The sequence below is a fragment of the Roseibium sp. RKSG952 genome, assembly GCF_009711355.1.
In genome coordinates this window covers 53,975-67,600 of sequence record NZ_SMMF01000962.1, presented here as the reverse complement: position 1 = coordinate 67,600, position 13,626 = coordinate 53,975, and the positions used below count along the sequence as shown (strand labels likewise).

The window sequence follows — 13,626 nt, the reverse complement described above, 5'->3', positions numbered from 1 at the left end:
TTAATATCTCTGTTCTACTTTGGAACAAGCGCCCAGACATCCAGATCAAGCAGCACGTTGGGCAGGTATTTTCCGTTTTCATCCTTCAACTCAAACGGGGCTCCGCCCTTTGTTGCAACCAATCGCAGCCGCAGCGCGCCGACCCCAGGGGTATCTGTGTCGGCCTTATCCAGAACCTCGGACCATGCTTTGACCGTGTCGCCGGCGAAGCATGGATTGGCATGCGCACCACCATTCAGACCAACAATCATTTGGGCATTGGCGAGACCGTTGAAAGACAAGGCCCGCGCCATCGAGATGACATGGCCGCCATAAATCAGGCGTCCTTCCGGACGGAATGTCAGGTCGAAATGCACTTTGGCGGTGTTCTGCCACAGACGGGTGGCGAGCATGTGCTCGGCCTCTTCAATCGTCACGCCGTCCACATGATCGATCATTTCGCCTGTTTTGTACTCATCCCAGCGGTGAGATTCGCCGGATTGTACAAAATTGTAGTTCGAGAAATCGAGACCTTGCGGCACCACCAGATCCGTTGGATCAAGTACCTTTTTCAGTTCAGGCACCACAGTTTCCGGTGCAGGTGCGTCGAGGTTCGATTTGCGAACCATGACCCAGCGGACATATTCGATCACCACCTCGTCGCGCTGGTTCAATCCGCGGGTTCGCACCCAAACGACACCGGTTTTCCCGTTCGAATTCTGTTTGAGGCCGATCACCTCGGATTCCGAGCGCAACGTGTCGCCGGGATAGACCGGTTTCAGCCAGCGACCTTCGGCATAACCCAGATTGGCAACCGCGTTCAGAGAGATATCCGGCACCGTCTTGCCAAACACCACATGGAAGGCGGCCAGATCGTCAATCGGGCTTTCAGGCAATCCACAATTCTGGGCGAACTCATCCGAGGAATAAAGCGCGTGGCGCGCAGGATAGAGCGCGTGATAGAGCGCGCGCTCTCCTACAGTGACGGTGCGGGGTACTGCGTGGTGCAGCACCTGTCCGACCGAATAATCCTCGAAGAAGTGACCCGGATTTGTTTTTGCCATTATTGCTGTCCCAGTTTCATGTCGGGTGAATAGTCGGCCTCGACCTCTTTGGTCACGGCCTGCGCGCAGCGCATCATGCGGCTGTTTTCGTCATAGGCGTAGGATGGGTCGCCATACAGCTCCCAGCCTTTTGCTAATGCGGCCGACACTTTGTGGCAGAAGGCGGATGTGTCTTCCTCGGTCAGCAGACGATAGAGTTTTGCCATGGTGTCAGATCCTTATGAAGGGAACGGTGACGGGCCGACCAGCCCGTGAATGTATCCGATGATGCCCATCAGCACGATCGAGGCCACAAAGAACATCGCATCCTTGCCATAGGTCCCGGGTTCGCCGGGCGTCCAGTCGGGCTCGGATTTGTTGATCACGATCACTTCGACCACAGCCCAGGCCAACAACCCGCCAAACAGGATGATCGAAGCCAGATCGCCATTCACCAGAAGATGCGCAAAGGCCCATAGTTTGAACCCACCGAGCATCGGGTGGCGCATCTTGTTCAAAACACGCCCTTTGGTTCCGGCGGGGCTCAACATGAAGATCGCGATCAACACCAGCAGGTTGTTGATGTGAATCATGAAACTCGGCGGGGCCCAGACATAGATGAAGTCGGTCATGCGATAACCGAAAATCATCAACAGGATCGACGCCACCAGCGCCAGCGCGACCACGCCCTTGCCGGCATCGCCCATCGCAGCGCGACGTTCAGGCATCACGCGTTTGAACAGGTGCGCGGCCCACCATAGTGCCACGCCGAGAATCAGAAGAACAAAGCCCATGCTGGCTTACCCCGCTTGCAAAGCTGTAATTGCCTCCGCTTTTGCCAGAATTTCGCGGGCAGTTACAACGTGCAGGTTTTCAACGATCTTACCGTCAACCACAGCCACGCCCTGCCCCAGTGCTTCGACCTCTTCGAACGCGGCGATCTGACGACGCGCCAGATCAATCTCGGAATCGGACGGGGCAAAGGCCGCATTGGTGACATCCACCTGCGCGGGATGGATCAGGGTCTTGCCATCAAAGCCCATATCGCGCCCTTGTGCGCATTCTGTAGCCAGCCCTTCTTCATCCTTGAAGGCGTTGTAAACACCATCGACGATGATCAGGCCTTCAGCCTTTGCCGCCAGCAGGCACAGGCCCAGCGAGGTCATCAGAGGAACGCGGTCAGGGCGGAAACGGGTTTGCAATTCCTTGGCCAGATCGTTGGTGCCCATAACAAACCCAGCCATCAGCGGATGTGCCGCAATCGCTGCCGCGTTCAGCATTCCGCGCGGGGTTTCCATCATCGCCCAGATTGGCATGTCGCCAGTGATAGCAGCCAAGGCATCAACATCGGCGGCACTTCCGACCTTGGGCAGCAGCACAACGTCTGCGTCCATCTCGCGCACCGCTTCGGCATCCGCGCGACCCCATTCTGTATCAAGACCGTTGATTCGTACGATCTTGACGCGCGATCCGTACCCGCCTGCTGCCAATGCAGCCTTGAGCGTCTCGCGCGCATTGTCTTTTTCATCTGCTGCGACGGCATCTTCGAGATCGAAAATGATCGCATCCACAGGCAGGTTGCGCGCTTTTTCCAGCGCCCGCTCTTTCGAGCCGGGAATATACAGAACCGAACGATATGGGCGCTGACGCGGGTCCATGGGCCTCTCCCATTGAAATAATGTTGCGCGGAATGGGGCATTTTTTGTCGGAAAGTTCAAGCGCAAAATCGCCGCAACGCAGCATTCGGGACGCAACGTGCGTTCTCTTAACCAAATTTCGGTCTGGTCACGGCAGCCTGAATGCCAGTTGGGATCGAAAGGGGTCAGAGATGAAAAAGACGCTGTTCAAAATGACGATGGGCCTTGGAATTATGGTTCTGGCCGCGCAACAGGTCCACGCCCGCAATTGTGCGCCGCGGGATGAGGTGATCAAGCGTTTGACCGAAACCTATGGCGAAACCCGTCAGGGAATTGGCATCGCGCGCCGGGGCGCGGTGATGGAGGTTTATGCCTCGGACCAAAGCGGAAGCTGGACGATCACGGTGACGTTGCCGGATGGGATGACCTGCCTGGTGGCCTCGGGTCAGGCCTATGAGGCGATGGCCGAAGTACTGCCACCGAATGTGTAATGCTCAGGTCAGCGCGTCCCAGATCAGCTTGCTGCCGGTCAAGGTCAGCAGGACATAGGCGATGCCAAAAAACAAGCGTTCGGACAGCATGAAATGTGCCCGCACGCCCAGCCAAGCCCCTAGGATCGCAAACGGCGTCAGCAGCAAATCGGCCCATGCCGTATGCCATGTGAACATACCCAGATAGGCATAAGGCACGAATTTCGCGATGTTGATGACCCAGAAAACCAGCACTGTGGTGGCCTGAAATTCGGTCTTCGGCAGGCGTTGCGACAGCAGATAGACAGCGGCGGGCGGGCCACCTGCATGACTGACAAAACTGGTGAACCCCGCAACCAGGCCGGCAAACAAGCCCGCAGGAGGCGGCAACCGGTTGGCAAAGCCGCGCACCCAACCTTTGGTCTGCGCGATGTGCCAGACGACAAAGCCGACAGATATCCCCCCGATCAGCAGACGCAACAGATCATCATCGGTCGCGCGATAGAGCCACGCGCCCAGCACCACACCCGGCACAGCACCAAGCATCAGCAATCGGGAATCCGGCCAGCTCCAGCGTTTCCAATAGGGTCCCAGCGTCGCCACATCGATGACCATCAGGATCGGAAGCATCAGGGCAAGTGCCTGTCCGGGTTCCAAAATCAGCGCCAGAATCGAAGAGGACGCAAAGGCCACGCCAGACCCGAACCCGCCCTTCGAAATGCCTGCAAAGATCACGGCCGGGATCGCCACAGCAAAAAACATCAGGTTCAATTCGAACATGGCCCGGCCCCGGAAACGGCTTGTTTCGCAAGCCCTTTAGCGCAACCAGCATGACACTTGCAAACGGTATGCGGTCGCATGCCGCGTCGCAGAACCCTTGCACGATGCCGTTTTAACGACTAGCAAAACCGCGATTTCAAAACCGACCGGAGATATTCCAAATGGCCAGACCCAAGATTGCGCTGATCGGCGCGGGGAACATCGGCGGCACGCTTGCGCATCTTGCAGCTGTCAAAGAACTGGGTGACGTTGTCCTCTTCGACATCGCTGACGGGCTGCCGCAGGGCAAAGCGCTCGACATCGCTGAATCCGGCCCCTCCGAAGGGTTCGATGCGTCCATGTCCGGCACCAGCGACTATGCCGACATCGCAGGCGCAGATGTTTGCATCGTCACCGCCGGCGTTGCGCGTAAACCCGGCATGAGCCGCGATGACCTGCTGGGCATCAACCTGAAAGTCATGAAGTCGGTTGGCGAAGGCATCGCAGCCCACGCACCCGATGCATTCGTGATCTGCATCACCAACCCGCTGGATGCGATGGTCTGGGCTCTGCGCGAATTCTCGGGTCTGCCGCACAACAAAGTCTGCGGCATGGCAGGCGTTCTGGACTCGGCACGTTTCGCACACTTCCTGTCGGAAGAGTTCAACGTTTCGATGCGCGACGTCACCGCTTTCGTTCTGGGCGGCCATGGCGACACGATGGTGCCTTCGGTCCGTTACTCAACCGTTGCCGGTATCCCGCTGCCCGATCTCGTCGAGATGGGCTGGACCACGCAGGACAAGCTGGACGCTATCGTTCAGCGTACCCGTGACGGCGGTGCCGAGATCGTTGGCCTGCTGAAAACCGGTTCGGCCTACTACGCGCCGGCCACTTCGGCGATCGAAATGGCCGAAGCCTATCTGAAAGACCAGAAGCGCGTACTGCCTTGCGCCGCATACTGCAGTGGTGAGCTGGGCGTCGACGGTCTCTATGTCGGCGTTCCGACCGTCATCGGTGCCGGTGGTGTCGAGCGGATCGTGGACATCAAACTGAACGAAGACGAGCAGGCCGGTTTCGACAACTCGGTCAACGCAGTCAAAGGCCTGATCGAGGCGTGCAAGGGCATCGACAGCTCGCTGGCGTAAGTCCAACGACTAAGCATTGTGAGACCGGCCCTGATTTGGGCCGGTTTTCTTTTGGCAAGCCTCAGTCCCGATCAATGCGCGGGTCGTGAATGTTGGCGCAAACGCCGCAAATGCCTTTTTTGAATGTGTTTTCTCAAGCAGTATCTGGGCATTCGAATCAAATCCAACCCTCGCAGCACTTTGTGATCACACCCAAAAAACCTGTGATCACAAATACTGAAAATCTTCGTGAAAAACCTCTTTTTCATCAAAAAACCCTTTAAACTTACCCGCTAGACACGCCTATATCGGTTAAATCGCAGTCAGACGGGACAGTTTCGATGAACATTCACGAATATCAGGCCAAAGCCCTCCTTCGCAGCTATGGCGCACCGGTGTCCGATGGTCGCGCCGTGTTGCGCGCCGAAGAAGCCAAAACCGCAGCAGGTGAGCTGGATGGCCCGCTTTGGGTTGTCAAAGCACAGATCCACGCAGGTGGTCGCGGCAAGGGTTCGTTCAAAGAGGCCGATGCCGGTGAAAAGGGCGGCGTCCGTCTGACCAAGTCGGTTGAAGAAGCCGCAGAAGAAGCCAAAAAGATGCTGGGCCGCACACTGGTCACACATCAGACCGGTCCAGCAGGCAAACAGGTCAACCGCATCTACATCGAAGCCGGTTCCGGTATTGAACGCGAACTGTATCTGGCGCTGCTTGTCGATCGTCAGACCAGCCGCATCTCGTTCGTCTGCTCGACCGAAGGCGGCATGGACATCGAAGAAGTTGCCGCTGAAACCCCTGAGAAGATCCTGTCCTTCTCAGTTGATCCGGCAACCGGATATCAGCCTTACCATGGCCGCCGCATTGCGTTCTCGCTGGGTCTGGAAGGTGCGCAGGTCAAGCAATGCGTCAAGCTGATGGGTCAGCTGTACAAGGCCTTCGTCGAGAAGGACATGGAGATGCTGGAGATCAACCCGCTGATCGTGGCCGAAGGCGGCGACCTGAAGGTACTGGACGCCAAGCTGGGCTTTGACGGCAACGCGGTTTACCGCCACCCCGACATCGCCGAGCTGCGCGACACGACCGAGGAAGACCCCAAGGAATTGGAAGCCTCTAAGTACGACCTGAACTACATCGCGCTGGATGGCGAGATCGGTTGCATGGTCAACGGTGCCGGTCTGGCGATGGCGACGATGGACATCATCAAGCTGTACGGTGCCGAGCCTGCCAACTTCCTCGACGTGGGTGGCGGCGCGACCAAAGAGAAAGTGACCGAAGCGTTCAAGATCATCACCTCGGACCCGCAGGTCAAAGGCATTCTGGTCAACATCTTCGGCGGCATCATGCGCTGTGACGTCATCGCCGAGGGCGTTGTAGCTGCGGTGAAAGAAGTTGGTCTGAAAGTACCGTTGGTCGTGCGTCTGGAAGGCACGAATGTCGAGAAGGGCAAAGAGATCATCAACAATTCGGGTCTGGACGTGATTGCGGCGGACAACCTGAAAGACGGTGCAGAGAAGATCGTGAAAGCGGTTAAGGGTTAAGTGCGGGTGTTGCGTGTCTTTACAATAGCAAGCGTTGTTATGGCTGGTGCCTGTCAGCACACTATTGAAGGAGATTCCATCATTAATGAGCAGCAGCGACCGAATGACGGGGTATCTGCTTTCGTGCAAGCATGCGTTAGCCCCAACGCGACCCGTGAAGATGCGCTTGGCATATTTGACGAACTAAACGTTAGTCAATGGATTTCAGATTCCCCCAACGCAGGCTTCCCTAGGGGGGAATTTGTCAATCAAAAATACCTCCGAGAAGTCGGCCCAAGAGGGATAGAAGGGCACGCATACGTTCGGCTGAAAGGCTATGAAAGCTATTGCGCAGTTCGCATCCGAGGCTCTTGGCTAAACAAAGCGCAACAACCAATTTCTGATGCGCTTTCTGAAGGTGGCTTCAAGTATGTCGAAAACTTCGCACAAGCGCAGGAACAAGATTTCCAGATATCCAAGTTGTCTGGCGTCTATCAAAATCGCGGTCGGTATTTCTTACTGATTGCAGCTCAGTCTGCACAAAGGGCCGGCCGCATCACGGATTTGGAGTTTTTCGAATTCACTCCGAATAAACGATAAATACAGGAGACTCCAAAATGGCAGTCCTCATCGACGAAAATACCAAAGTGATCTGTCAGGGCTTTACCGGCCCGCATGACAAACCTCGCGCGATGTGGACTGTTTGACCGAGTTGGAAATGAACTGACCCCATGAGCATCCCAATCTTCCTCATAGGCCTCGAACGCGCCACCGGGCGGGCGCGTTTGATGGAACAGGAACTGCAAAAGGCAGGCCTGTCGGCAACGCGGGTCAATGCAGTCGACTGCGATGCCGCAACTCGCGAGGATTTCCTGCGCGATTGCAGCAGCGAAGGGCCGTGGGGATATTTTCAGACCAAGGACATGGCCTGCACGCTGAGCCATGCCAAGGCGTGGGAAGCGGTGATAGCCTCAGGGGCCGAGCAAGCGCTGATTCTCGAAGATGACGTGTTCCTGACGCCTGAACTGGCGACATGGCTCGACGATCCGTCCTGGTGGCCCGAGGATGCGGATATCGTTCGGTTCGAACGCTGGCGCAGCACCAAGCTGTATGTGGCGCTCGGGCGGAAACGCCAATCCCATCTGGGGCGCGAGATCCGGCTGATGAAATCGCGACACCCCGGTGGCGCGGCCTATGCCCTGACCCGCAAGGCGGCACAGCACTTTCTGGCGCAGAAGCCGTTTGACATCACGCTGGATGGCCTGCTGTTCAACCCGTCGGCGTCGGCCGCTGCGCGCCAGATCAACATCTATCAGGTGATCCCCGCCATGGTCGAACAGGGCAACGAAGCACCCGGAGAATACCAGATGGGCTCGCCCCGTCATCGCCCCAAGGGATGGCCCCTGCTGCGCCAGAAGATCCGGCGCGGCATTGCCGAAATCGATGGCGGAGCCCGCACCATCGCCAATCTGGCGCTTGGACGCGCCACGCTCGAAAAAATTACTTACGCGCCGCAGGTTCTGCCGGACGCGCGACCCAATCAAACCAGCATCGCCTAAGGAAAGGGACAACATGGCAGTCCTCATCGACGAAAACACCAAGGTCATCTGTCAGGGCTTCACCGGCTCGCAGGGTACATTCCACTCTGAACAGGCCATTGCCTATGGCACCAAGATGGTCGGCGGTGTGACCCCCGGCAAAGGCGGAATGGAGCATCTGGGCCTGCCCGTGTTCAACTCGGTCCACGAAGCCAAGCATGTGACCGAAGCCAATGCCAGTGTGATCTACGTTCCTCCGCCCTTCGCGGCAGACTCGATCCTCGAAGCGATTGACGCCGAGATGGAAGTGATCGTCTGCATCACCGAAGGCATCCCGGTTCTGGACATGATGAAGGTGAAGCGCGCGCTGGAAGGCTCAAGCTCGCGTCTGATCGGCCCGAACTGCCCCGGTGTCATCACACCTGACGCTTGCAAGATCGGCATCATGCCCGGCCACATCCACAAGCGCGGCAGCGTGGGTGTTGTAAGCCGTTCGGGTACGCTTACCTATGAGGCCGTGAAACAAACAACCGACGTAGGGCTGGGCCAGTCCACCTGTGTGGGCATCGGCGGTGACCCGATCAAAGGCACCGAGCATATCGACGTGCTGGAGTGGTTCCTGGCGGATGACGAGACCGAGTCGATCATCATGATCGGTGAGATCGGTGGCTCGGCCGAGGAAGAAGCCGCGCAGTTCCTGGCCGACGAGGCCAAGAAGGGCCGCAAGAAGCCGACCGCCGGTTTCATCGCAGGCCGCACAGCCCCTCCGGGCCGTCGCATGGGCCACGCGGGCGCCATTGTCGCCGGTGGCAAGGGCGGAGCCGAGGACAAGATCGAAGCCATGCGCTCGGCCGGTATCGTCGTGGCCGAAAGCCCGGCGCAGCTGGGTGAAGCTGTGCTGGAAGCGATTGGGTAAGCGGAACAGCCTGTAGTTATGTTGACCAGTATCAAAGAACTTCTATCGTTTTCCGGGCGGGCGTCCCGCTCGGAATACTGGAAGTATGCTGTTCCGATACTGGTGATAATTGCAGGCGCACTGTACGTCGATTTAGCGGTTCTTGATCCAACTGCATATCAGCGTGTGACCACAACAACCGATCTGCTGACGGGAGAAGAGACACAAGAGGTCTCGATTGTTATCAAGTATGGACCAGGGGTTCTTAGCCTCGTTGTGTCTCTCATACTCGTTGTTCCGTTTGCGTCTGTTCTGACACGCCGGGTACACGATATCGGATTCCCGGGCTGGTACGCTTGGCTGGCTCTGTTCCTGGCGTTTTTCTTCGGCCCGGCTTTGTCTTTCTTCGCAGGTTTATTGGGCCTGATCTCGATACCGTTGACCCTAGTCGTCTCGATCCTACTGGGGATACCGCAACTTGTGATTTCGATACTCGCACTGATCGTAATAGTTTTGTGGGGTACGACCCCTTCTGAGGCGGGGCCTAACGAGTACGGGCCAAGCCCTTTGGGGGCGATAGCATGACCTTCTCTGACGCCATTCGTATCTGTTTCTCCAAGTTCTTCACCTTCTCGGGTCGTGCCTCGCGGCCCGAATACTGGTTCTTTTTTCTGTTCATCGTGATCTGGAACATCATTGCCGGCATCATCGACTGGCAGTTCTTCACACAAGTCTCGGTCACCCAAACGGATGAGATCAAATCCGTTGCCGCCACGTCCCGGCAACCGGTCCAAAGTATCGTCGGTCTGATCGTTTTCATCCCGCATCTGGCGGTTGCGTTCCGGCGTATGCACGATACCGGTCGCAGCGGGCTTTATGCCCTGCTCCCGATCCTGCTGATTGTGGGCGCGTTTGCCGTTCTGATCTTTGGCATTGGCATTGCCAGCCAGTTTCACGGTGGCACGTTGGACATCCTGTTCACGCGGGCCACACTGCTTATCGTCATTCCGACATTGCTGGTTCTGGCTGTGTCGCCCCTTCTGGTTCTGTGGTGGCTGACCCGCCCCAGCCAGCCAGACACCAATCAATACGGTCCCAACCCACATGAGGTAGCCCAATGACCGAACATTCGCCCAACTCTGCCTTTCATGCCTCAAGCTTTATGCAGGGGCATAATGCCGAATATCTGGAGCAGCTTTATGCCCAGTACACAAAGGACCCGAATGCGGTAGATGCCGCCTGGGCCGAATTTTTCAGGCAAATGGGTGACGCCACTCCGGACGTGCAGAAAGAGGCCGAGGGACCATCCTGGGCGCGCACCGATTGGCCTCCGATGCCGACTGATGATCTGACGGGTGCGTTGACCGGGGAATGGGCCGAGGTCGATGCCAAGGCCGCCGGAAAGAAGATCAAGGACAAGGCCGCCGCCAAAGGTGTTGAGGTCAGCGAGGAGCAGGTCAAACGCGCCGTGCTGGACAGCCTTCGGGCGCTGATGCTGATCCGGGCCTATCGTATTCGCGGACATCTGGCTGCTGATCTCGACCCGCTGGGTATGCGCGCCGCCAGCACGCATCCTGAGCTGGACCCAAAGACTTACGGTTTCACCGATGCGGATATGGATCGCCCAATCTTTATCGACAACGTGCTGGGCCTGCAGATGGCTTCGATGCGGCAGATCGTCGAGATCGTGAAACGGACCTATTGCGGCACGTTCGCGCTGCAATACATGCACATCTCGAACCCGGAAGAGGCCTCGTGGCTGAAAGAGCGGATCGAGGGGTATGGCAAGGAAATCGCCTTTACCAAGGAAGGGCGTAAGGCGATCCTGAACAAGATGGTCGAGGCCGAAGGGTTCGAAAAGTTCCTGCATGTGAAATACATGGGCACCAAGCGCTTTGGTCTGGATGGTGGCGAAGCGCTGATCCCCGCGATGGAACAGATTATCAAGCGCGGTGGCGCGCTGGGTGTCGAGGACATCGTGATCGGCATGCCACACCGCGGGCGCCTGAACATTCTGGCCAACGTGATGGGCAAGCCTTATCGCGCCATCTTCAACGAGTTCCAGGGCGGGAGCTTCAAGCCCGAGGATGTCGATGGATCGGGTGACGTGAAATATCACCTCGGAGCCTCCAGCGACCGGGAATTCGATGGCAACAGCGTTCACCTGTCGCTAACGGCGAACCCCTCGCACCTTGAAGCGGTGAACCCGGTTGTTCTGGGAAAGGTCCGCGCCAAGCAGGACCAGTTGAACGATACGGATCGCACTAAAGTGATGGGCATTTTGCTGCACGGTGATGCGGCCTTTGCAGGTCAGGGTGTTGTGGCCGAAGGCTTCGGTCTGTCGGGTCTTCGCGGTCACAAGACCGGCGGCACCATGCATATTGTGGTGAACAACCAGATCGGCTTTACTACTGCGCCGCATTTCTCACGCTCCAGCCCGTATCCGACGGATATTGCACTAATGGTTGAGGCGCCGATCTTCCACGTGAACGGCGACGACCCCGAGGCGGTCGTTCATGCAGCCAAGGTCGCGACCGAGTTCCGCCAGAAATTCCACAAGGACGTGGTCATCGACATCTTCTGCTATCGCCGGTTTGGTCACAACGAGGGCGATGAGCCCATGTTCACCAACCCGATCATGTACAAGAAGATCAAGACCCATAAGACCACGCTCAGCCTCTATACAGAGCGTCTGGTCAAGGACGGCCTGATCCCTGAGGGTGAGATCGAGGACATGAAAGCCGCCTTCCAAGCGCATCTGAACGATGAGTTCGAGGCCGGCAAGGACTACAAGCCCAACAAGGCCGATTGGCTGGACGGGCGCTGGTCACATCTGGACAAAAACAAGGAAGAATACGTACGCGGCGACACCGCCATTGCACCGGAAACTCTGGCCGAGGTCGGGAATGCCCTGACCCGCGCGCCCGAAGGGTTTGCCCTGCACAAGACCGTCGGCCGTCTGCTCGATCACAAGAAACAGATGTTTGAATCCGGTCAAGGATTTGACTGGGCGACTGGTGAAGCGCTGGCATTTGGCTCCTTGCTGACCGAAGGCTATCCGGTGCGTCTCTCTGGGCAGGATGCGACGCGCGGAACGTTCAGTCAGCGCCATTCCGGATTTATCCATCAGGAATCCGAAGAACGGTACTACCCTCTGAACAACATCCGCTCGGGCCAGTCGCATTACGAAGTCATCGACTCGATGCTCAGCGAATATGCGGTTCTGGGTTTCGAGTACGGCTTCTCGCTGGCGGAACCCAACGCGCTGACCCTGTGGGAGGCGCAGTTCGGCGACTTTGCCAACGGTGCGCAAATCATGTTCGACCAGTTCATCAGCTCGGGCGAAAGCAAATGGCTGCGCATGTCTGGGCTGGTCTGCCTGCTGCCACACGGGTTCGAAGGGCAAGGCCCCGAACACTCGTCAGCGCGGCTTGAGCGGTTCTTACAGATGTGCGGTCAGGACAACTGGATCGTAGCGAACTGCACGACGCCTGCGAACTACTTCCACATCCTGCGCCGCCAGCTGCACCGCACCTTCCGCAAGCCGCTGATCCTGGTGACCCCCAAATCGTTGCTGCGCCACAAACTGGCCGTCAGCACGGCCGAGGATTTCACCACCGGCTCCAGCTTCCACCGGGTGCTGTGGGATGACGCGCAGAAGGGCAACTCGGACACCACGCTGGTTGCAGATGACAAGATCAAGCGTGTGGTGATGTGTTCGGGCAAAGTCTACTACGACTTGCTGGAAGAGCGTGATGCGCGCGGCATCGACGATGTCTACCTGCTGCGGATCGAACAGTTCTATCCGTTCCCTGCGCACTCTCTGATCAATGAGCTGGAACGCTTCAAACAGGCAGAAATCGTCTGGTGTCAGGAAGAGCCGAAAAACCAGGGCGCGTGGACATTCATCGAGCCCAACATCGAATGGGTGCTGACCCGTATCGGCGCCGATCACAAACGGCCGCGCTATGTCGGCCGCGCAACATCGGCCTCGCCCGCGACGGGTCTGGCCAGCCAACACAAAGCCCAACAAGAAGCGCTGGTGAACGAAGCGCTGAGCATTGAAGGAAAGTAAACGATGTCGATTGAAGTTCGTGTTCCCACGCTTGGCGAGTCGGTAACCGAAGCCACGGTTGCGACATGGTTCAAGAAACCCGGCGACGCAGTTGCCGTGGACGAAATGCTGTGTGAGCTGGAGACCGACAAGGTCACAGTCGAGGTTCCGTCGCCCGCCGCCGGTGTGATGGGTGAGATCGTGGCCGCCGAAGGTGAAACCGTTGGTGTCGATGCCCTGCTGGCAACCATTGCCGCTGGCGAAGGCGCGGCCCCTGCGCCCGCTGCTGCTGCGCCTGCCCCGGCCGCAGCACCCGCCGCTTCGGGTGGCAGTGTTGACGTGATGGTGCCCACCCTGGGCGAGTCGGTGACCGAAGCGACAGTGTCGACATGGTTCAAGCAGGTGGGCGACAGCGTCGCGCAGGACGAGATGCTGTGTGAACTGGAAACCGACAAGGTCTCGGTCGAGGTTCCCGCTCCGGCAGCAGGTGTTCTGGCAGAGATCGTGGCCCCGGAAGGTGCAACTGTAGATGCAACGGCTAAACTGGCGGTGATCTCGGGTTCAGCAGCGGGTGCCGCTGCAGCACCGGTGGCGGCTGCGGCTGCTGCACCAG

General features: G+C 57.9%; 15 protein-coding genes. 10 read left to right on the top strand and 5 right to left on the bottom strand.

All coding sequences use genetic code 11. The annotated features are described in order from the left end of the window. Positions 1-14 precede the first annotated feature (14 nt). From E1297_RS44355 to E1297_RS44340, 4 genes are read right to left on the bottom strand one after another with little or no spacing between them, the layout of a single operon-like run. Positions 15-1,043 (bottom strand): MaoC family dehydratase, encoded by a 1,029-nt coding sequence (locus tag E1297_RS44355; protein ID WP_155149855.1) that lies wholly within the window; start codon positions 1,041-1,043, stop codon positions 15-17. After that, a complete protein-coding gene (locus E1297_RS44350; protein WP_155149853.1) occupies positions 1,043-1,249 on the bottom strand; it encodes a DUF1737 domain-containing protein in 207 nt (68 codons plus the stop codon). The genes E1297_RS44355 and E1297_RS44350 overlap by 1 nt, the downstream gene beginning before the upstream one ends. Positions 1,250-1,261: 12 nt before the next feature. Next, positions 1,262-1,816: an NnrU family protein gene (locus tag E1297_RS44345; RefSeq protein WP_155149851.1), complete on the bottom strand. Its 555-nt coding sequence runs from the start codon at positions 1,814-1,816 to the stop codon at positions 1,262-1,264. 6 nt (positions 1,817-1,822) lie between these two features. After that, positions 1,823-2,680, bottom strand: a complete 858-nt coding sequence (locus E1297_RS44340) for a CoA ester lyase (protein WP_155149848.1) — start codon at positions 2,678-2,680, stop codon at positions 1,823-1,825. 170 nt (positions 2,681-2,850) lie between these two features. Between E1297_RS44340 and E1297_RS44335 the strand changes: the two genes are divergently transcribed. Further along, positions 2,851-3,150, top strand: coding sequence for a hypothetical protein (locus E1297_RS44335; RefSeq protein WP_155149846.1), 300 nt, complete (start codon positions 2,851-2,853; stop codon positions 3,148-3,150). Positions 3,151-3,153: 3 nt separating this feature from the next. Here E1297_RS44335 and E1297_RS44330 read toward each other — a convergent pair whose 3' ends face one another. Next, the gene (locus E1297_RS44330) at positions 3,154-3,909 is read right to left on the bottom strand and encodes a sulfite exporter TauE/SafE family protein (protein ID WP_155149844.1); all 756 of its coding nucleotides are present in this window, start codon (positions 3,907-3,909) and stop codon (positions 3,154-3,156) included. Positions 3,910-4,070: 161 nt separating this feature from the next. Between E1297_RS44330 and mdh the strand changes: the two genes are divergently transcribed. The 9 genes from mdh to E1297_RS44285 form a co-directional block, all read left to right on the top strand. Next, positions 4,071-5,033, top strand: coding sequence for a malate dehydrogenase (mdh, locus tag E1297_RS44325; protein WP_155149842.1), 963 nt, complete (start codon positions 4,071-4,073; stop codon positions 5,031-5,033). Positions 5,034-5,353: 320 nt separating this feature from the next. Continuing rightward, positions 5,354-6,547 carry an ADP-forming succinate--CoA ligase subunit beta gene (gene sucC, locus E1297_RS44320; RefSeq protein WP_155149840.1) on the top strand — a complete coding sequence of 398 codons (1,194 nt, stop codon included), beginning with the start codon at positions 5,354-5,356 and terminating at the stop codon, positions 6,545-6,547. 9 nt (positions 6,548-6,556) lie between these two features. Further along, positions 6,557-7,126, top strand: coding sequence for a hypothetical protein (locus E1297_RS44315; RefSeq protein WP_155149838.1), 570 nt, complete (start codon positions 6,557-6,559; stop codon positions 7,124-7,126). 131 nt (positions 7,127-7,257) lie between these two features. After that, positions 7,258-8,085 (top strand): glycosyltransferase family 25 protein, encoded by an 828-nt coding sequence (locus E1297_RS44310; RefSeq protein ID WP_155149836.1) that lies wholly within the window; start codon positions 7,258-7,260, stop codon positions 8,083-8,085. A 13-nt stretch (positions 8,086-8,098) separates the two neighbouring features. Beyond that, a complete protein-coding gene (gene sucD, locus E1297_RS44305; RefSeq protein WP_117870362.1) occupies positions 8,099-8,980 on the top strand; it encodes a succinate--CoA ligase subunit alpha in 882 nt (293 codons plus the stop codon). 18 nt (positions 8,981-8,998) lie between these two features. Next, on the top strand, positions 8,999-9,544 hold the full coding sequence (locus E1297_RS44300; protein ID WP_155149835.1) for a DUF805 domain-containing protein: 546 nt from the start codon (positions 8,999-9,001) through the stop codon (positions 9,542-9,544). Further along, on the top strand, positions 9,541-10,080 hold the full coding sequence (locus E1297_RS44295; RefSeq protein WP_155149833.1) for a DUF805 domain-containing protein: 540 nt from the start codon (positions 9,541-9,543) through the stop codon (positions 10,078-10,080). Before E1297_RS44300 ends, E1297_RS44295 begins: the two co-directional genes overlap by 4 nt. Next, on the top strand, positions 10,077-13,034 hold the full coding sequence (locus tag E1297_RS44290) for a 2-oxoglutarate dehydrogenase E1 component (protein ID WP_155149831.1): 2,958 nt from the start codon (positions 10,077-10,079) through the stop codon (positions 13,032-13,034). Before E1297_RS44295 ends, E1297_RS44290 begins: the two co-directional genes overlap by 4 nt. A gap of 3 nt (positions 13,035-13,037) precedes the next feature. Beyond that, positions 13,038-13,626, top strand: a 589-nt coding sequence (locus E1297_RS44285) for a biotin/lipoyl-containing protein (RefSeq protein ID WP_305793824.1), incomplete at its 3' end; no start/stop codon positions are given.

Excerpts from the sequence above, each read along its gene's own strand:
- E1297_RS44355 (WP_155149855.1), bottom strand. The coding sequence starts at position 1,043 with ATGGCAAAAACAAATCCGGGTCACTTCTTCGAGGATTATTCGGTCGGA.
- E1297_RS44350 (WP_155149853.1), bottom strand. The coding sequence starts at position 1,249 with ATGGCAAAACTCTATCGTCTGCTGACCGAGGAAGACACATCCGCCTTC.
- E1297_RS44345 (WP_155149851.1), bottom strand. The coding sequence starts at position 1,816 with ATGGGCTTTGTTCTTCTGATTCTCGGCGTGGCACTATGGTGGGCCGCG.
- E1297_RS44340 (WP_155149848.1), bottom strand. The coding sequence starts at position 2,680 with ATGGACCCGCGTCAGCGCCCATATCGTTCGGTTCTGTATATTCCCGGC.
- E1297_RS44335 (WP_155149846.1), top strand. The coding sequence starts at position 2,851 with ATGAAAAAGACGCTGTTCAAAATGACGATGGGCCTTGGAATTATGGTT.
- E1297_RS44330 (WP_155149844.1), bottom strand. The coding sequence starts at position 3,909 with ATGTTCGAATTGAACCTGATGTTTTTTGCTGTGGCGATCCCGGCCGTG.
- mdh (WP_155149842.1), top strand. The coding sequence starts at position 4,071 with ATGGCCAGACCCAAGATTGCGCTGATCGGCGCGGGGAACATCGGCGGC.
- sucC (WP_155149840.1), top strand. The coding sequence starts at position 5,354 with ATGAACATTCACGAATATCAGGCCAAAGCCCTCCTTCGCAGCTATGGC.
- E1297_RS44310 (WP_155149836.1), top strand. The coding sequence starts at position 7,258 with ATGAGCATCCCAATCTTCCTCATAGGCCTCGAACGCGCCACCGGGCGG.
- sucD (WP_117870362.1), top strand. The coding sequence starts at position 8,099 with ATGGCAGTCCTCATCGACGAAAACACCAAGGTCATCTGTCAGGGCTTC.
- E1297_RS44300 (WP_155149835.1), top strand. The coding sequence starts at position 8,999 with ATGTTGACCAGTATCAAAGAACTTCTATCGTTTTCCGGGCGGGCGTCC.
- E1297_RS44295 (WP_155149833.1), top strand. The coding sequence starts at position 9,541 with ATGACCTTCTCTGACGCCATTCGTATCTGTTTCTCCAAGTTCTTCACC.
- E1297_RS44290 (WP_155149831.1), top strand. The coding sequence starts at position 10,077 with ATGACCGAACATTCGCCCAACTCTGCCTTTCATGCCTCAAGCTTTATG.